At 63.4% G+C, this 17,163-nt stretch carries 19 protein-coding genes and 1 tRNA gene; 10 read left to right on the top strand and 10 right to left on the bottom strand.

Annotation, left to right across the window (positions count from 1 at the left end):
* Positions 1–10 precede the first annotated feature (10 nt).
* The 3 genes from O4H53_RS04975 (at position 11) to bmt (ending at position 3,409) form a co-directional block, all read left to right on the top strand.
* Positions 11–328 (top strand): DUF1476 domain-containing protein, encoded by a 318-nt coding sequence (locus tag O4H53_RS04975; protein ID WP_269361787.1) that lies wholly within the window; start codon positions 11–13, stop codon positions 326–328.
* Between the two features lie 162 nt (positions 329–490).
* On the top strand, positions 491–2,362 hold the full coding sequence (locus O4H53_RS04970) for a phosphatidylglycerol lysyltransferase domain-containing protein (RefSeq protein ID WP_269361785.1): 1,872 nt from the start codon (positions 491–493) through the stop codon (positions 2,360–2,362).
* Positions 2,363–2,395: 33 nt separating this feature from the next.
* Complete coding sequence (gene bmt / locus O4H53_RS04965) at positions 2,396–3,409, top strand: betaine--homocysteine S-methyltransferase (protein ID WP_269361784.1); 1,014 nt, start codon at positions 2,396–2,398, stop codon at positions 3,407–3,409.
* A 213-nt stretch (positions 3,410–3,622) separates the two neighbouring features.
* Here the strand turns inward: bmt and O4H53_RS04960 are convergent, their stop codons facing one another.
* Positions 3,623–4,699: a PA0069 family radical SAM protein gene (locus O4H53_RS04960; RefSeq protein ID WP_269361782.1), complete on the bottom strand. Its 1,077-nt coding sequence runs from the start codon at positions 4,697–4,699 to the stop codon at positions 3,623–3,625.
* A 215-nt stretch (positions 4,700–4,914) separates the two neighbouring features.
* Here O4H53_RS04960 and O4H53_RS04955 point away from each other — a divergent pair, with 215 nt between their 5' ends.
* Entirely contained in the window at positions 4,915–5,616 is a 702-nt protein-coding gene (locus O4H53_RS04955) for a corrinoid protein (protein WP_114277321.1), read from the top strand.
* A 153-nt stretch (positions 5,617–5,769) separates the two neighbouring features.
* Positions 5,770–5,955 carry a hypothetical protein gene (locus O4H53_RS04950; RefSeq protein ID WP_269361779.1) on the top strand — a complete coding sequence of 62 codons (186 nt, stop codon included), beginning with the start codon at positions 5,770–5,772 and terminating at the stop codon, positions 5,953–5,955.
* Between the two features lie 2 nt (positions 5,956–5,957).
* On the opposite strand, the gene O4H53_RS04945 is transcribed toward O4H53_RS04950, so the two are convergent.
* Positions 5,958–6,449, bottom strand: a complete 492-nt coding sequence (locus O4H53_RS04945) for a hypothetical protein (protein WP_269361777.1) — start codon at positions 6,447–6,449, stop codon at positions 5,958–5,960.
* 104 nt (positions 6,450–6,553) lie between these two features.
* On the opposite strand from O4H53_RS04945, the gene O4H53_RS04940 reads away from it, so the two are divergent.
* Positions 6,554–7,228 carry a DUF1638 domain-containing protein gene (locus tag O4H53_RS04940; RefSeq protein ID WP_269361774.1) on the top strand — a complete coding sequence of 225 codons (675 nt, stop codon included), beginning with the start codon at positions 6,554–6,556 and terminating at the stop codon, positions 7,226–7,228.
* 104 nt (positions 7,229–7,332) lie between these two features.
* Here O4H53_RS04940 and O4H53_RS04935 read toward each other — a convergent pair whose 3' ends face one another.
* Positions 7,333–7,743: a SufE family protein gene (locus O4H53_RS04935; protein WP_269361772.1), complete on the bottom strand. Its 411-nt coding sequence runs from the start codon at positions 7,741–7,743 to the stop codon at positions 7,333–7,335.
* A gap of 126 nt (positions 7,744–7,869) precedes the next feature.
* Between O4H53_RS04935 and O4H53_RS04930 the strand changes: the two genes are divergently transcribed.
* Positions 7,870–8,394, top strand: coding sequence for a hypothetical protein (locus O4H53_RS04930; RefSeq protein WP_269361770.1), 525 nt, complete (start codon positions 7,870–7,872; stop codon positions 8,392–8,394).
* Between the two features lie 618 nt (positions 8,395–9,012).
* Here the strand turns inward: O4H53_RS04930 and O4H53_RS04925 are convergent.
* The 4 genes from O4H53_RS04925 to purM are packed head-to-tail and all read right to left on the bottom strand — an operon-like array spanning position 9,013 to position 12,278.
* On the bottom strand, positions 9,013–9,360 hold the full coding sequence (locus tag O4H53_RS04925; RefSeq protein WP_269361769.1) for a RidA family protein: 348 nt from the start codon (positions 9,358–9,360) through the stop codon (positions 9,013–9,015).
* Between the two features lie 60 nt (positions 9,361–9,420).
* Positions 9,421–10,578: a ribonuclease D gene (gene rnd / locus O4H53_RS04920; protein WP_269361768.1), complete on the bottom strand. Its 1,158-nt coding sequence runs from the start codon at positions 10,576–10,578 to the stop codon at positions 9,421–9,423.
* Between the two features lie 60 nt (positions 10,579–10,638).
* The gene (gene purN / locus O4H53_RS04915) at positions 10,639–11,235 is read right to left on the bottom strand and encodes a phosphoribosylglycinamide formyltransferase (protein WP_269361767.1); all 597 of its coding nucleotides are present in this window, start codon (positions 11,233–11,235) and stop codon (positions 10,639–10,641) included.
* Positions 11,232–12,278 carry a phosphoribosylformylglycinamidine cyclo-ligase gene (gene purM / locus O4H53_RS04910; protein WP_269361765.1) on the bottom strand — a complete coding sequence of 349 codons (1,047 nt, stop codon included), beginning with the start codon at positions 12,276–12,278 and terminating at the stop codon, positions 11,232–11,234. Before purM ends, purN begins: the two co-directional genes overlap by 4 nt.
* A 115-nt stretch (positions 12,279–12,393) precedes the next feature.
* Between purM and O4H53_RS04905 the strand changes: the two genes are divergently transcribed.
* The 3 genes from O4H53_RS04905 (at position 12,394) to O4H53_RS04895 (ending at position 13,888) form a co-directional block, all read left to right on the top strand.
* Positions 12,394–12,470 (top strand) — tRNA-Ile (locus O4H53_RS04905).
* Positions 12,471–12,630: 160 nt separating this feature from the next.
* Positions 12,631–13,314, top strand: coding sequence for an acyltransferase (locus O4H53_RS04900; RefSeq protein WP_269361764.1), 684 nt, complete (start codon positions 12,631–12,633; stop codon positions 13,312–13,314).
* A gap of 181 nt (positions 13,315–13,495) precedes the next feature.
* Positions 13,496–13,888 carry a hypothetical protein gene (locus O4H53_RS04895; protein ID WP_269361763.1) on the top strand — a complete coding sequence of 131 codons (393 nt, stop codon included), beginning with the start codon at positions 13,496–13,498 and terminating at the stop codon, positions 13,886–13,888.
* Positions 13,889–13,910: 22 nt separating this feature from the next.
* On the opposite strand, the gene O4H53_RS04890 is transcribed toward O4H53_RS04895, so the two are convergent.
* The 3 genes from O4H53_RS04890 to O4H53_RS04880 all read right to left on the bottom strand — a co-directional run bounded on the left by O4H53_RS04890 (position 13,911) and on the right by O4H53_RS04880 (position 17,159).
* Positions 13,911–14,366: a DUF4442 domain-containing protein gene (locus O4H53_RS04890; RefSeq protein ID WP_269361762.1), complete on the bottom strand. Its 456-nt coding sequence runs from the start codon at positions 14,364–14,366 to the stop codon at positions 13,911–13,913.
* A 256-nt stretch (positions 14,367–14,622) separates the two neighbouring features.
* On the bottom strand, positions 14,623–15,840 hold the full coding sequence (locus O4H53_RS04885; RefSeq protein ID WP_269361760.1) for a hypothetical protein: 1,218 nt from the start codon (positions 15,838–15,840) through the stop codon (positions 14,623–14,625).
* Between the two features lie 107 nt (positions 15,841–15,947).
* The gene (locus tag O4H53_RS04880) at positions 15,948–17,159 is read right to left on the bottom strand and encodes a hypothetical protein (protein WP_269361758.1); all 1,212 of its coding nucleotides are present in this window, start codon (positions 17,157–17,159) and stop codon (positions 15,948–15,950) included.
* Positions 17,160–17,163: the final 4 nt, after the last annotated feature.

Genomic DNA, 17,163 nt, shown 5'->3' with positions numbered 1-17,163 from the left:
AGAGAACCCGATGACCACGATGAAAGACCGCGAAAAAGCGTTCGAGAGCAAATTTGCCCATGACGCGGAAATGCAGTTCAAGGCCGAGGCACGGCGCAACAAGCTGCTGGGCCTCTGGGCGGCGGAGTTGATGGGCAAGACCGGCGATGCGGCGCAGGCATATGCCCGCGAGGTGGTCAAGGCGGACTTCGAGGAAGCAGGCCACGAAGACGTCTTTCGCAAGGTCTCGGGCGATCTGGGCGACAAGGCGGACGAGGCGACGATCCGCGCCCGGATGGCCGCCCTGATGACCGAGGCCAAGGCCCAGATCCTGAACGAGACCGACTGAAACCGGATCCCGCCATAAACCCGCTGCAAAGGCTTGAAAATTCAACGCGTCTTTCATTCAAATGGAAGGCGCGTTTTTGTTTGTGATGGCGGCGGTTTAACCTTTTGACCGCCACCGCCCCCTATTGTCGCCCCGCAGGCAATGCATGGGGGACATGGGATCATGGCAAGTATCGCGGTGGCATCGCGGCATCTGGCGCGGGGGGCACGTTTTGTGGTGCCGCTGGCCCTTACGGCGGGCTGTCTCTGGCTGGTCCGTCAGCAGGTGGGCGATGATTTGCCCGCCGCCCTGCCCGCCAGCCTGTCCGGCATTGGCGCGGTCAACATCCTGCTGGCGCTGGGATGCGTTGCGATCGGTTTCTGGGCCGTGGGGCGCTATGACGGTTTGTCGCACCGCCATTTCGGCACCCGGGTGCCGCCACGGGTCGCCCGGCTGAGCGGCACCATGGCCATTGCCCTGGCCCAGACCCTCGGCTTTGGCGTGATCACCGGGGCGCTGGTGCGCCACCGCCTGTTGCCCGGCCTGGGGTTTCGCCGCGCGTTGCAGCTTTCGGTCTTTGTGTCGCTCAGCTTTCTGGCCGCCTGGCTCTGGATCACCGCGCTGGCCTGCGTGGCTCTGCCCGCGCCGGGCTGGACCACGCTGCCTGCCATGGTTGCGCTGGCCGGTCTGCCGCTCTGTACGGGGCTGATGGCCTTCGGTCCGCACCCACGTCATCCCCGGTGGCGCGCTGCCCTGCCGACACTGCCGGCACTTGGTGCCATCCTGCTCTGGGCGGCGCTGGACCTGCTGGCGGCGGCGCTGGTCCTCTACCTGCTGATCCCGCCAGGCACCCTGGGTCTCGGCAGCTTTGTCCCGGTCTTCCTGCTGGCCTATGGGGCCGGGCTGCTGTCCGGTGCGCCGGGCGGGGTCGGCCCCTTTGAACTTGTCCTGCTCAGCCTCTTGCCGCAGGTCCCGGATGCCATGCTGATCGGCGCGATCATGGGCTATCGCGGGCTTTACTATGCGCTGCCCGCCGTCCTTGGCGCGCTCGCCCTGCTCCGCCCGCTGTCGCTGAACCTGCCCGCCCCGCCCGCGCCGCGCCCCCATGGCGCGGGACGCGCAGAACTGGGCCTCATGCGGCAGAACGGTGGCCGGGTCGCGCGGCTGGGCGGCCGCGACATGGCGCTCTGGCGCATCGGTCAGGCGCTGGTCGTGCTGCCCGGTGCCGCGCCGCTGGCGACCGTTGAGTCCCTCACCGCGCTGCAGCGCCGCGCGCGGCATGACAACCGGCTGGCCTGCCTGTACAAATGCACCGCCCGCGAGGCAGCGCTTGCCCGGTCGGCGGGCTGGCAGGTGCTGCGCATCGCGCAGGAGGCCCTGCTGGACCCGCAGACCTTCGATCTGCACCAACCCGCCTGCCGGGGCCTGCGCCGCAAGCTGCGTCAGGCGGCAAAGGCCGGGGTCCTTGTGCAGCAGGCCGGGGTGCTGCCGCTGGGGCCGATGGCGGCGATTGATGCCTGCTGGCAGCGCCGCAACGGCCCCGCGCGGGGCGGCACCATGGGGCGGTTCTGCCCCGATTACATCGCAGGGCAACAGGTCTTTCTGGCCTGGCAGGATGACAGATTGCTGGGCTTTGCCAACTTCCACGCGGGCGCCCATGACAGGGCGCTGGACCTGATGCGCCTGTCGGCGGAAGCCCCCGCCGGGACGATGCAGGCGCTGGTGATCGCCGCGCTGGAGGCGGCGCGTGCCGACGGGTCAAGCGGCTTCAGCCTTGCCGCGGTGCCGGATATTCCCGCGCTGGCGCATCCGCTGCTCGCCCCCATGCGCGCGCCGCTGCTGGCGCGCGCCGGTGCCGCGGGGCTGCGGCAGTTCAAATCCGGTTTCGCCCCCCATTGGTCGCCCCGCTATGTCGCGGCACCAAGCCGCGCGGCGCTGGCGCTCTGCCTGGCCGACCTCACCCGCGAGATCCATCATCCGCCCGCGCTGGCGGGTGGTGGCCCGCTTCATGAAGGTGATGAAGAATATGAACTTGCCCCAGGGCGGGCTGCGTGAAATAGGCAGGGAACCACGCGCGGAGTATACCTGATGTCTAATGCATTCACCGACCTTCTTGCCGAAAAAGGCTTTCTGCTGGCCGATGGCGCCACCGGGACCAACCTGTTCAACATGGGGCTGATGTCCGGCGATGCGCCCGAGATGTGGAACGTCGAAGAGCCGCAGAACATCATCAAGCTCTACCGCGGCGCGGTGGACAGCGGCAGCGACCTGTTCCTGACCAACAGCTTCGGCGCCAATGCCTCGCGCATGAAACTGCATGGCGCGGAAAAGCGGGTGCACGAACTGGCCCGGGTCTCGGCCGAACTGGCGCGCGAGGTGGCGGATACCGCCGGGCGCAAGGTGATCGTGGCCGGGTCGGTCGGCCCCACCGGCGAGATCATGGAGCCGGTCGGCACCCTCAGCCATGCATCAGCGGTGGAGATGTTTCACGAGGCCGCCGACGGGCTGAAGGCCGGCGGAGTCGACATCGGCTGGCTGGAGACGATCAGCGCCCCCGAGGAATACAAGGCCGCCGCCGAAGGTTTTGCCCTGGCCGGTCTGGACTGGTGCGGCACGATGAGTTTCGACACCGCCGGGCGCACCATGATGGGCGTCACCTCGGAAGCGATGGTCGACATGGTGCATGGGCTGGACAACCGGCCGATGGCTTACGGCGCGAATTGCGGCACCGGGGCATCGGACCTGTTGCGCACGGTGCTGGGCTTTGCCGCCAAGGGTGGCACATTGCCGATCATTTCCAAGGGCAATGCGGGCATTCCGAAATACCACGACGGTCACATCCATTATGACGGCACGCCGGAGCTGATGGGCAAATACGCGGTGATGGCGCGCAATTGCGGGGCCACGATCATCGGCGGCTGCTGCGGCACCATGCCGGAGCATCTGGTGGCGATGCGCGCGGCACTGGACAGCCAGCCCAGGAGCGCGGCCCCGACCCTTGAGGAGATCGTCGCGACGCTGGGTGATTTCTCCTCTGCCAGCGATGGCACCGACGGCCAGGGACCGGTGCGCGCGCCGCGCAAGGGGCGCCGCAGGGGCTGACCCCGGCACGGCGGGGCGGCAGAACTGGCAGGCCGGTAACCCGTGGGTTACACAACACATTGTTAACATTGATTTTTGTTCCGTCAACGTTGCGCGCGTTGCGGATCGAAAAGCCAGGGGCGGCCCGCCATGTCGCAGAGATGCCTTTGGCATGACGGCAGGCACTGGCCCGGTTTACGCCCCACCCGGTGCCAGGCCCGACCGAGCCGACCGCTAAAACAGTGACATCTGCGCGGTTTCCTTTTGTGGCGGCTGGAACAGGTCGCAGCGCATCGGGCTGCCGCGCGACTTCAGGCCCAGGCGTTTGACCGCCACGTTGAAGCGCTGCGCGACCATCTCGGCATAGGGACCCTCGCCGCGCATCCGGCGGTGCCAGCTGGCATCATATTCGCGGCCGCCATGCATCTCGCGCAGGCGCGACATGATGCGCCCCGCCCGGTCCGGGAAATGCTGCGCCAGCCAGTCCTGCACCAGCGGCGAAACCTCACGCGGGAGGCGCAGCATGATCCAGCTTGCATGGCGCGCCCCTGCATCCCGGCCCGCCCGCAGGATGTTTTCCAGCTCCGGATCGGTCAGCGCCGGGATCATCGGAGAGGCCATGATCCGCACCGGAATCCCCGCCCCGGAGAGCGACCGGATCATCTGCAGCCGCCGTTGCGGGGCGGGTGCGCGCGGCTCCATCAACCGGCTGAGCCTGGCATCCAGCGTGGTCACCGAGATGCCGACCCGCACCAGCCCGCGCCGGGCCATGTCCTCCAGAATGTCGATGTCCCGTTCGATCAGCGCCCCCTTGGTCACGATGGCAACGGGATGTCCCGCATCGGACAGCACCCGCAGGCAGGCGCGCATGATCTCATGCTCCCGCTCGATCGGCTGATAGGGGTCGGTATTGGTGCCGATGGCAATCGGCGCCACCTTGTAGGATCTGGCGGCCAGTTCCCGTTTCAGCACCTGGGGCGCATCGGGGCGCGCCACCAGGCGGGTTTCGAAATCCAGACCCGGCGACAGACCAAGATAGGCGTGACTGGGACGTGCGAAACAATAGACACAGCCGTGTTCGCAGCCGCGATAGGGGTTGATCGACCGGTCAAAGGGCAGATCGGGCGAACTGTTGTAGGTGATCAGCCTGCGCGGCACCTCGATCGCGGTCTGGGTGCGCAGCACCGGCAGGTCGGTTTCCGGCGTCCAGCCGTCATCGACCTGCACCCTTTCATGCCGCTCGAACCGCCCGGCATGGTTGCTGCCCGCCGCGCGCCCGACCACCTTGAATCGCCGATCTTCCCTGTCCATGCCCGACACTAGAACAAAATGAGAACGCGGACAATGCAAATCCGCCGCCCGGTACATTTGCGCGCCTTGTCTCCCCTGCGCGAAAAAGCGTAGTCTGGACCGGATCGCGTCGCGCTTTACGCGGTCGATGTCGCAATTCGCTCTTCTGACCGGGGGATTTCGTGACATGTAGGCAAAAGCGCACCGCACCTGCACAGACGGCAGAAGGAACCACCATGTCTGACGACGAAGATATCATCCTCTCCGAACTCGATGACGAAGAGCTTGTACAGCAGATGTTCGACGACCTCTATGACGGTCTCAAGGAAGAGATCGAAGAGGGCGTAAACATCCTTCTGGAACGCAAGTGGGAGCCCTATGACATCCTGACCAAAGCATTGGTCGGCGGCATGACCATTGTCGGTGCCGATTTCCGCGACGGGATCCTCTTTGTTCCCGAGGTGCTGCTGGCCGCCAATGCGATGAAGGGCGGCATGGCCATCCTCAAGCCGCTGCTGGCCGAAACCGGCGCGCCGACCATCGGCAAGATGGTGATCGGCACGGTGAAGGGCGACATTCACGACATCGGCAAGAACCTTGTCGGCATGATGATGGAAGGCGCGGGTTTCGAGATTGTCGATCTGGGCATCAACAACCCGGTGGAAAACTATCTTGAGGCGCTGGACCGCGAGGGTGCCGACATCCTTGGCATGTCCGCCCTGCTGACCACCACCATGCCCTATATGAAGGTCGTGATCGACACGATGGTCGAACAGGGCATCCGTGACGATTACATCATTCTGGTCGGCGGCGCGCCGCTGAACGAGGAATTCGGCAAGGCCATCGGCGCAGATGCCTATTGCCGGGATGCCGCAGTGGCGGTGGAAACCGCAAAGACCTGGATGCACCGCAAGCACAACAGGGCCGCCTCCGCCTGAGTGCGCTGCCCGGCTGATTGAATGACAAGGCCCCCGAAGCGGATTCGGGGGCCTTTTTGCATCCGGGGGAGCTGCCCCTTGTCGCGGCTTCTGACTGCACGGGGCTTTTATATGGGCTGGCAAGTCTTACCTTGGGATTGAAAGAGAGGTTCCATGCCCTTCAAGCACCTTGCCCTGCTCCTTGCCCTGGTGATTGCCGCCGCTGCGGTCACCATCTGGCTGGCTATGCTCGCCGCCCCTGCCCTTGGCCTGCCACAATCCGCAATGGCGCTGGTGCCGCTGGCCCTGCTGGTCATTGTGCTGGTCCGGATGCTGCGCGGCCGGTCCAGACAGAAATAGGATCAGGCCCTGCCGCGTGTCAGCCAGACCATCACCGCCACCATGACAATGCCGTAAAGGACATGCCCCACCAGAGCGACCCAGGTGATTCCGGTAAAGTTGAGGAAAAACGGCAGGCCCGCAATCGCCGTGATCCCGCCGATGGCAAAGACCCAGAGGCCAAAGCCATAGACCGCCGCCGGCACGATCCAGGGCCGGCCCTTGCCGATCACCCGGTCCCAGACCGGTTTGAAGATAAACAGCCAGCCCACCGGGTATCCGATCAGCCCCACCAGATAGAAATGCATGAAATAGCCCGCGAAATCGCCATTCGGCAGCCCCAGCGCGCCAAACAGGCTTTTGGCCAGCCCATGCGGCGACAGATTGGCAAAGCCCAGGCCCGGGCTGACCACCTGCCCCCAGAGATCAAACGCCATCGTCGCGAAACAGCCCGATATGAACATCAGCCCAAGCGTGCCCGTGTTCAATCCCGCCTTGTTCGAGTAAACTGCCATTGGTTCCATCCCTGTCTGAAATGTCGTATCTGACCTAGCCAGTTACGCGCCTTCCGTGGCAGCGTGCAACGACGCAGAGACACCCACACGCATTGGTTAGAATTGTGACAGACCACGCGACACCCCTGCCCGACCTCGACCAGCTGACCGAAACCGGCCTGCGGGCAAAGGGCGCGGGCTCGATCCTGCTGATCGCCTGCGGGGCGCTGGCGCGCGAGATCCTGGCCCTGAAACAGGCCAATGGCTGGACCCATCTGGACCTGACCTGCCTGCCCGCCAAATACCACCTCTACCCCGAAAAGATCACCGCCGCCGTGCGCGAAAGCGTCGCCAAACACCGCGATCGTTATGACAGCATCTTTGTGGTCTATGCCGATTGCGGCACCGGCGGGTTGTTGCAGGCGGCCTGTGCGGAAATGGGGGTCGAAATGGTTGCAGGGCCCCATTGCTACAGCTTTTTCGAAGGCAACGACGCCTTTGCCGCCAAGGCGGATGCAGAATTCACCAGCTTTTACCTGACCGACTTTCTGGTCCGTCAGTTCGATGCCTTCATCATGAAACCCATGGGGCTGGACCGTCATCCGGAACTGCGGGACATGTATTTCGGCAATTACGAAAAGCTGGTCTATCAGGCGCAGACCGACGACCCCGAACTGACGGAAAAGGCCCGCGCCTGTGCCGGGATTCTGGGGCTGGCGTTCGAGCGGCGCTATACCGGCTATGGTGACCTGAAAACGGCGCTGGCCGATCTTCAGCCCCCGAACACCGGACCGACCTGAGGCGCTGGCCGGGCGGGGCAATCCGGGGTGGGCAAAACGCCAGGAGGACAGCGGCCCTGTCCGGCTCATCCTACATTTGCAGCGCCGTCGCGACGCTGCCGCCCTCACGCCGTCTGCGCGGCGGTCTCTCTGATCCGTTCGATCATCGCGCGCAGCCCGTTGGAACGCTGCGCCGACAGGTGATCGTTCAAACCCAGGCGGCCCATTTCGGCGCGCGCATCAACGGCGACAACCTCGGCCGGGGTCAGCCCGTTGTAAAGCACCCGCAGCACCGCGATCAGGCCTGACACGATCATCGCATCGCTTGCCCCGTCGAAATGCAGCGTGCCATCGTCGAACTGGGCGTGCAGCCAGACCTGGCTGGCGCAGCCGTCCACCTTGGTTGCGGGCACGCGCAGGGCTTCCTCCAGCGGATCCATCGCCTTGCCCAGGTCGATGACATGCCGATACCGGTCCTCCCAGTCATCCAGGAATTCGAAATCCTCGACAAGTTCTTCGAATGCGGCGGTGGCCATAGATCGGGGTCCTTTGTAACTGCGCGTGTGGTCAGAGGTAAGCAGCAGCCCGGCAAAGGTCCACCCCCTTCCCAAGGACCGGGGAATAGGCTAGTCAAAGATCAAGAAAACACCCGAGGCGGCACCATGCGCAAGACCCTGACCCTTTTGGCGGTCCTCACACTCACACTTTCGGCCTGTGGGGCGATCCGCGACAGTCGGGTCAACCCGTTCAACTGGTTTGGCAAGTCGCGCTCCGTGGCAACCTCTGTCGCGCCGGAACAGACCAATCCGCTGATCCCGAAAGGCGGCGGATTCTTTTCGCGGGCCGGCAAGGAAGAAGCACCCTATCTGGGCCGCCCCTTTGAACAGATCACCGATCTTACGGTGGAGCCCATTCCCGGCGGTGCGATCATCCGGGCCACCGGGCTGGCCGCGCGGCAGGGCATCTATGCGGTGCAGCTGACCCCCCAGAACGAAGAGGAAGAGCCGGTAGACGGCGTTCTGATCTATCGTCTGGAAGGTGTGCGGCCCGACAAGAACACGCCGGTCGGCACCAAACCGACCCGTGAAGTCACCGCGGGGCGCAAACTGACCGATCAGCAGCTGCGCAATGTCCGGGTGATCCGGGTCGAGGGGGCGCTGAACGCCCAGGAAAGCCGCCGCCGCTGACACTATAGTATTTCGGGACATACCTGAATCACTTGTTCGCTCTCCCTTCGGCCCCAGGCGAAAAGTGATGTTGGATCTTTCAAGCCTATCCCGAAACGATGTAGGCACAAGCGCCGCCGCCAGCCTTACGTTTTCTTCAAAGAAAACGGCCCGGAGTTTTCAAAAACTCCGGCGCGCGGCGCGCCACAATCAGGAAAACGACAGCCGAAAGCGCCGGACTTAGGCACAAGTGCTGCCGCCAGCCTTGCGTTTTCTTCAAAGAAAACGGCCCGGAGTTTTCAAAAACTCCGGCACGCGGCAACGCACGGTCAGGAAAACGACAGCCGAAAGCGCCGGAACCAGGCACAAGTGCTGCCGCCAGCCTTGCGTTTTCTTCAAAGAAAACGGCCCGGAGTTTTCAAAAACTCCGTCACGCGGCGCGCCACAATCAGGGAAACGACAGCCGAAAGTGCCGGGCCTATAGCGCTTCGGGATATACCTGAACCACTTGTTCGCTGCCCCTCCCTTCGGCCCTGGGCGAAAAGTGATATGGGAAGTTTCAAGCCCATCCCGAAACGCCGTAAAGCCAGCGGAATCGTTATTTTTCAAACCGTTACAGTTCGACGTCGAAGGAGCCGCTCAGGCGGCGGCGGTCACGATGATCTCGACCGTGAAATCGGCGCGGGCCAGCTTGGCCTCGCCGCAGGCGCGCGCTGGGGCCTGACCTGTTGGCACCCATGCATCCCAGACGCCGTTCATCTCTTCGAAATCGGCCATGTCGGCCAGCCAGATGACCGCCTGCAGGATACGGGATTTGTCCGATCCGGCCTCGGCCAGCAGCTTGTCGATGTTGTCGAGGCAATCCTGGGTCTGCTGGGCAACGCTGGCACCGGGCGTGCCGACCTGACCGGCAAGGTAGACGGTGCCGTTATGGGTGACGATCTGGCTCATCCGGGCGTTGGTGTGGTGGCGGGTGATTTGCGACATTTTGTGCTCCTGCAAAGGGTTTGGTGTGAAACCTTGACCGCTGTTAGACCTCAGCTGCTGTCAGACCTCAACAACGATTACGTCGTTTCCGTTGGCCGTGAGCGCAATCTCCCCGTCACACAGGCGCAGGGCGTCATTGCCAAAGACCTCGCGCCGCCAGCCGGAAAGGGCGGGCACATCGCGCAGGCCTGCGGCAATCCCGTCCAGATCCGCGGCGGGGGCGATCAGCTTGGCGGCAACCCCGGCCTGTTCGGTCTTGGCCTTCAGCAGCACGCGCAGCAGATCGGCCAACGCGGGGTTCACCTGCAACTTGTCGCGGCTGCGGTCGGGCTGGGGCAGATCCTCGGGCTTGCAGGCGATGCCTGCCTTGACCGCCGCCAGGATGCCATCGGCGACGTCGCCCCGCCGCCCCTCGCGCAGCAACAGGCGCGCGCGGCCCAGCTCTTCGGCGTTGGCGGGCTTGAGGCTGGCCAGTTCGATCAGCGCATCGTCCTTGTAGACCCGGTTGCGCGGCACGTTGCGTGACTGGGCGTAATCCTCGCGGAAGGCCGCAAGTTCGCGCACCACGGCAAGGAACTTGGGCGAGGAGGTGCGTGTCTTGACCCGTTTCCAGGCATCGCGGGGCGCGGTGACATAGGTGCCGGGGTTGGTCAGGATCTCCAGCTCTTCCGCAACCCAGCGGGCGCGGCCGCTTTCCTCCAGCCTGTCGCGCAGGAATTCATAGATCTGGCGCAGGAAGGTGACATCGGCCAGCGCGTATTTCTTCTGCGCATCGGTCAGCGGCCTGCGCGACCAGTCGGTAAAGCGCGAGGTCTTGTCCACCCCGGCATGGCAGATCTTGCGCACCAGCGTTTCATAGCCCACCTGTTCGCCAAAGCCGCAGACCATCGCGGCAACCTGGGTGTCGAACAGCGGTTCGGGAAAGACCTGCGCATCGACAAAGAAGATTTCGAGATCCTGCCGCGCGGCATGGAACACCTTTACCACCGAGGTGTCGCGGAAAAGATCATAGAGCGGATCAAGTTCGATGCCATCGGCCAGCGGATCCACCAGCACCGCCTTGCTGTCATCTGTCCCCGGCATTGCCAGCTGCACAAGGCAGAGTTTGGAATAATAGGTGCGTTCGCGCAGAAATTCCGTATCTACAGTAACATAGGGATGATTGGCGGCCTCGGTGCAAAAGGCGGCCAGGTCGGCGGTGGTGGTGATCGTTTTCATGAATTCACTTCGTGACTGCTGGTTTGATCACAGCTACAGCATGTCCGGCATCATTGCCAGTCACCCCTTGAGGGTGACCGGGCTGCGGTCGCCGGCGGCAAAACGGCGCAGGACGGCGGGATAAAGCCTGTGTTCGAGGGTCAGCACCCTTGCGGCCAAAGTCTCGGGCGTGTCATCCGGGGCCACGTCAAGGCGGGCCTGCCCCAGGATCGGCCCGTCATCCAGCGCAGCGGTGACTTCGTGTACCGTGCAGCCGTGCTGCGCATCGCCCGCTTCCAGCGCGCGGGCATGGGTGTGCAGGCCCTTGTACTTGGGCAGCAGCGAGGGGTGGATATTGATCATCCGCCCGGCCCAGGCATCGGTGAACCCTGCCGTCAGCTTGCGCATGAAACCGGCAAGGCAGATGATATCGGGCGCATGGGGGGCCAGTGCCGCGGTCATCGCCGCCTCAAAGGCGGCGCGGTCCGCACCGAAGGGCCGGTGATCGACCACCACCGTCGCGATCCCCTGCCCCTGCGCCCAGGAAATGCACCCGGCGTCAGCGTTGTTGGACAGTACCACGGCGGGGCGCGCCGGGTGATCGCCCGTCATGTCCGCCACCAGCGCGCGCATGTTGGAGCCGCCGCCGGAGGCAAAGATCGCAACGCCTTTGGTCAAAGCAGGCTGCCCTTGTAGGTTACGCCGCTGCCTTGGGTGATGCGGCCGATTTCAATCGCGGCGTGGCCGTCGGTGGCAAAGGCGGCCCGGGCGGCCTCGACCTGATCCGGGGAGACCACGGCGATCATGCCGATGCCTGAATTGAAGGTCTTGAGCAGTTCGGCCTCGGCCATGCCACCCTCGGCTGCCAGCCATTTGAAGACCGGGGGCAGGTCCCATGCGCCCAGATCAATCTCGGCCCCCAGGGTGTCGGGCAGGACGCGGGGCAGGTTCTCGGTCAGGCCACCGCCGGTGATATGAGCCAGCGCCTGAACGCTGTCGGCCCGCAATGCCGCCACGGCACCTTTGACATAAAGCCGTGTCGGCGTCAGCAGCGCCTCGCCCAGCGTGCCCTCGGCCCAGGGGCAGGAATCATCCCAGCCCAGCCCGCTGAGCTCGACGATTCTGCGCACCAGGGAATAGCCGTTGGAATGGACCCCGTCGCTGGGCAGGCCAAGCAGCACATCGCCCTCACGGACCGCGCGGGGCAATTCGGTGCCCCGTTCCATCGCGCCCACGGCAAAGCCCGCGAGGTCGAAATCGCCCGCATGGTACATGCCGGGCATCTCTGCCGTCTCGCCCCCGATCAGCGCAGAGCCGGAGGCGGCACAGCCCGCGGCAATGCCTTCTATGATGCGCGTGGCCTGATCGAGCTCCAGCTTGCCGGTGGCGAAATAATCCAGGAAAAACAGCGGCTCGGCCCCCTGACAGACCAGATCGTTGACGCACATGGCAACAAGGTCGATGCCGATGCTGTCCACATTGCCGGTGTCGATGGCGATGCGCAGCTTGGTGCCCACGCCGTCTGTGGCGGCGACCAGCACCGGGTCGGTGAACCCCGCCCCCTTGAGGTCAAACAGCGCGCCGAAGCCGCCCAGCCCCGACAAGACGCCGGGCCGTGCGGTGCGTTTCGCCGCCGGTTTGATCCGTTCGACCAGCGTATTGCCGGCGTCGATGTCCACGCCCGCATCGGCGTAGGTGATCCCGTTTCTTGGTGATGACATGGCATGGCCCCCGGCGCAGTGATCCCGTTCGCGCCGGGGTTAGTGCATCGCCGCCTTTTGCGCAACGGTAAGCCTTGACGAAAGCGCGCCCCGCGCATACCCAAGCGCCCATGGCGGGCCTGTAGCTCAATTGGTTAGAGCAGAGCGCTCATAACGCTTTGGTTGCGGGTTCAAGTCCTGCCGGGCCTACCATTATGCCGCCAATTGCCCTTTTTGTAGCGAATTATGTACCGCGAGAAGGATGCCGAGACAGCACCGCTGCGGTAGGCGTGGTTAGTCTTTGAAGGACTGCGTTGATCAAGCCCGCTTCTTTCTATACCCACCGTTCATATTTTAACCTTAGGGCGAGAAAATGATTGAAACGTATGATGTTCGCGACTTCCTGGGAAAGGGAAAGGACCGGTTTCACATTGAGGGCGAGGTTCGCTGCTCCAGGGCTGCAAAGAGCAAGATCAGCATCAACCCGATGGGGGCCGCGCCCTCCAAAAGAAGTTTCCAGTTGGAGATTTCCGATGTGAACTTCGCGGGCGCGATCCTGTTTGGTATTGGTCCGGGGAAGCACAGATGCACTATTGAAACCGCTGGCAATTTAAGGGCGGTGGTAAATTTTTGGCGTAACTCGAACCTGTGGATAGGTGAACGAATCACCATCAATAATGCCCGGATTTTTCTGGACAATGCGGAAATGAAAGTCGGCAAGGACAACCTTTGGTCCGATGAAATTATCGTCCAGACAAGCGACCAGCATGGCATTCATGATCTTGATAGCGGCTTTATTTTGCGCGCGGGCCGCAGGGAAATGACATTCGAGGAGCACGTGTGGATTGGCAGGCGCGCCCTGATCATGCCGGACGTTCGGATAGGACGCGGTAGCATTGTGGGTGCTGGCAGCACAGTGACGCGTGATATTGACAGCTTTTGCGTCGCCGCAGGCAGCCCCGCCCGCATCGTCAGGAGCAACTCGACGTGGAGCAGGAGCCCGCATAACTTCTCGGAGTATGAGAAGGACTGGGTGGCAGAAAACAGGCCCAGTTAGCGACCGCGACGACCTCGCGTCCTGCCCGGCTTACCACAGCTGCCTTTTTCAGCTTATCGGATCGGGCGCATCCCGCAGCGCCGCCGATAAGGCGTTTTGCCCGGAACCGCGGCGACAGGTCAAAATTGTGCCACGTTCCGCTGTTATTGCCCACCGGGTAACGATTAGCAGACGGTTTTTGATGAAATTCGGACTTGTCGCAGGTTTTTGTGGGCTTGGCATTCTGGTTGCAATGGCAATCAGCGGTCTCGGCTTGTTCGCATCCGGGTCCGGCGATTTCATTTTCCCTGCCTCGGACGGCAAAGGCGCGTTGAGCTATCGCTGCGCTGACACGGCAACCACCAGGATATCGCAGGAAAACGCCCGTGCCGCCCATGCGCTCTTTGAGCCTGCTCTGCGGGAGACCGCCCGCATCCAGGCCAAGGCCCTGGTTGTTGCCATGACGTCAAACAGCGTTTCCGCAGAAGTCATTACCGAGTTGCAGGCCCTCATCGCCGAAGCCGACGCGCGGCGGAAAAAGCTACACCGAGAGATACAACAAAAATTCGGCTGCGTTTACCGGGGCAGTACCTGAAGGTTTTCAGGCTCAGGTGCCGCTAAGCCGACCGCGCCGCGCTCACATGCCAGTTCACGGTCATCTCCGCCACGCTGTCACCGCTCTCATCGCGAATATCCACCGTCACGTCAAAGGCTGCCTTGCCCTCGGACTTGATCCGTTCCAGCAGCTCTGCACCGGGGGCAGAGGTCTTTGCATGGGCGGTCAGCGTGCCATGCGCGACTTTGACAAAGGCGATCCGTGCGGTGGCGGCGACCGGGCGCATATCCAGAATCACCGGTGCCAGCGCCCCGGCCATGGCGGCGCCCGAGGCGGCCTCGCCCAGGGTGAACATCGCCCCTGCGTGCATCGACTTGATGTGGTTCGACACCTCATTGCGCTGGTCAAGCCGCGCGCTGGCCGTGCCGTCACCGAGTTCGATCAAGGCGACACCGGTGTGGGTGGCGAAAGGCACGGCGGTATCGAGATGTGATTTGATCATGTCATAGGGGGTCATGGCGGGCTCCGTTCCGTTTGGCGTCAGACTGGCCTGCGCCGCGCGCCGGATCAACTGTTCCGCCGGGTCAGCCAGATCACCGCGCAATCGCAATACCGGCAGCCCAAGCGCTCCGCGACCCCCACGTCACGGGGCCATGGGGCTGGTCAGCGTGCCCATGCGGGTTCCAGCTGATGGCATGACAGCGGCACCCCTGCCCCGCGCAATCTGCGGCGCGGGGTGTCGTCTCGCATGCTGACCCGTTCCATAAGCGGGGTCAGTGGCCCTCCAGTGCCTCGATGCGCCGCGCCAGGGAGGCGATCAGGGCTTCCTGCGCGCGGGCTTCGCGTTGCTGGCGGGCAATCGTGCTGTCCTGCTCTGCCGCGCGTTCCTCCTGCGCGAGGGTGTAGAGCGTCAGCTCCTCCACCTTCTTCAGCAGGGTCATCTGCATGGCAGTCATATCGACGCCATTGGCCCTGATCTCGGCCTCTGACGGCACCTCCGGCAGGTGGCTGTTGGCGTCGATGAAGGCGCGGACCTCGGCCAGGGGGCGCAGGGCGTAATCCTCGGCAAAGACATAATCGGGCACGTTCATGTCGGTGTTGTTGACCACCAGGGTGCCGGTCACCACCACCTCGTCCGGGCGGCCATTGCGGCCCAGGCGCAGCAGGTTGTTGTCGGCAAGATTGTCGATCTTGAGCGGTGTGTTACCCCCCGCGATGCCGATGTTCAGCCGACCGGAATCTTCCTGATTGCGGAACTCCCAGGTGGTCGGGATCTGTCCGTCCTGGCGCAGCAGGAAGGCCGCGTCGGCCCGATCTCCCCGGGCATCGAACAGAGCAAAGGCGTCGACGCCATCCGTATTGCTGACGATGTGCAGCTTTTCCTCTGGCGTGTTGGTGCCCAGCCCGACAAAGCCCCCATCGTCGACATATAGTGACGCCGGAGGGGCGCCGGTCTCCAACCCCAGCAGCGAAGAGCCGTTGGTGATGTCGGTTATCGCGAAGATCGACGGAAAGCCCTGCATCAGCCACGACTGAGGTGCCGGGGTGGTACTCTCCAGCCGGATGACGGAGGAGCCGGCGCCGACGATATGAAGCTGGTTCTGGGGCAACGTGGTGCCGATGCCGACATCTCCGTCGTCCTGGATATAAAGCGCATTGTTCGGCGCGCCAGCTTCGATCTGGAAGGGCGTGGTGAAGGTGTCGAGGCTGCGGAAATACAGCCGTTCGGGGAAATCGCCGCCGACTTCGATGATCCAGTCGGCCGTCGGAAAGCCGTTGACCGAAGTATCCTCGAACAGCAACGAGGGCTTGGTGTCCTTCATGATCAGGCTGTGAAGGGCGTATTGCTCTGTTCCGTTGCAGGCAACACCGACGCAAAGCCGGCCGTCGATATATTGATCGCCCGTTGCCAATTCGGTCTGCGCGCCTGCAGGCAGGGCCAGCAGGCAGAGAGCCATGACAGTGGCAGGCAGTTTGGTGTTAAAAATCATTTCTGAAAACTCCGATGGGCGTCCGGGCGGGCCGGAGGAATGTGCACAACTTCCTTTTATATTGCCAAGGGCGGTGGGCGGCGCGCAGGCCGCCCCGCCGCATGGGGTCACTTTACGGCTTCGAGCCTGTCGAGCCGCTGTGTCAGTGCCGCCAGCGCATCGCGGTAAGCGGAGATTTCGGCCTCCTGCGCGGTGATGCGGTCTTCCTGCGCGAGGGTGTAAAGCGTCAGTTCCTCGATCTTCTTGAGCTGGGCGAACTGCATTTTGGTCATGTCGACACCGTCCGCCCTGATCTGTGCTTCGGAAGGGACATCCGGCAGGTGGCTGTTGGCCGCGATAAAGGCGCGGACCTCGGCCAGGGGACGCAGGGCGTAATCCTCGGCAAAGACGTAATCCGGTACGTTCATCTGGGTATTGTTCACCACCAGCTTGCCAGTCACGATCACCTCATCCGGTTTGCCGTTGCGGCCCAGTTTGAGCAGGTTGTTATTGGCGGCATTATCGATCTTGAACGGGGTGTTGCCGCCCGCGATGCCGACATTCAACCGGCCGGAATCCTCCTGGTTGCGGAATTCCCAGGTCGTGGGGGTCACCCCGTTCTGCTTGAGGCGGAAGGCCGCGTCAGAGCCGCTGCCCGTCGCTTCGAACAAGGCGAAAGCGTCGCTGTTCGCTGCGCTGCTCCGGATGTGGAGAAGCTCGTCCGGGTCGCGGGTGCCGATCCCGACGGAACCGTCGGATTCGACAAAGAGCGCGCCCTCAGGCGCGTCGGCGCGCACCTCGAAAGGAATATGGAAGGTCTCCAGGTCGACAAGGTAGAAACCAAGTTGGTTCGCGCGCAGATCCCAAGCGTGTAAGGACCCACCGGTTTGTTCGAACCGGATCCCGGGTTCGGTGGTGTCGGTGATATGGACTTCCTGCACCGGTATGGCCGTCCCCAGCCCCAGTCTGCCGCTGGATGTCACCCGGAGCGCGTTGGAAGGGGCGTCGGCATCGACGCGGAAAGGGACCGTGCCATTGGTCGCGTCCACGACGGAGAAATAATCTTCGCCACCGTTGTAGCTATCGTTGATCGAGATTCTCCAGTCGTTGTCTGGCAGACCTGCGGCGGTTGAATCGTCGTCGAAATGCATGCGCACATTGTTGCCCTTCAGCCGCAACTCGTCACCGGCGTTGAGTTCCTCGTCAGCGCAGCCGGGACCGACGCAAAGGAAGTTCCTGATCGTTGGATCGTCGGTCGAAAGCAATTCGGCATTGGCAGCCACGGGTCCCAGCAGGTTCAGCGCAGCGGAAAAGAAGATGGAGGATTTGAAGGTTTTCAAGATA

It is taken from the genome of Sulfitobacter sp. G21635-S1, assembly GCF_027213915.1.
Classification (GTDB): Bacteria; Pseudomonadota; Alphaproteobacteria; order Rhodobacterales; family Rhodobacteraceae; genus Sulfitobacter.
The sequence above is the reverse complement of the archived record's forward strand: the minus strand, read 5'-3'. Positions and strand labels throughout refer to the sequence as shown.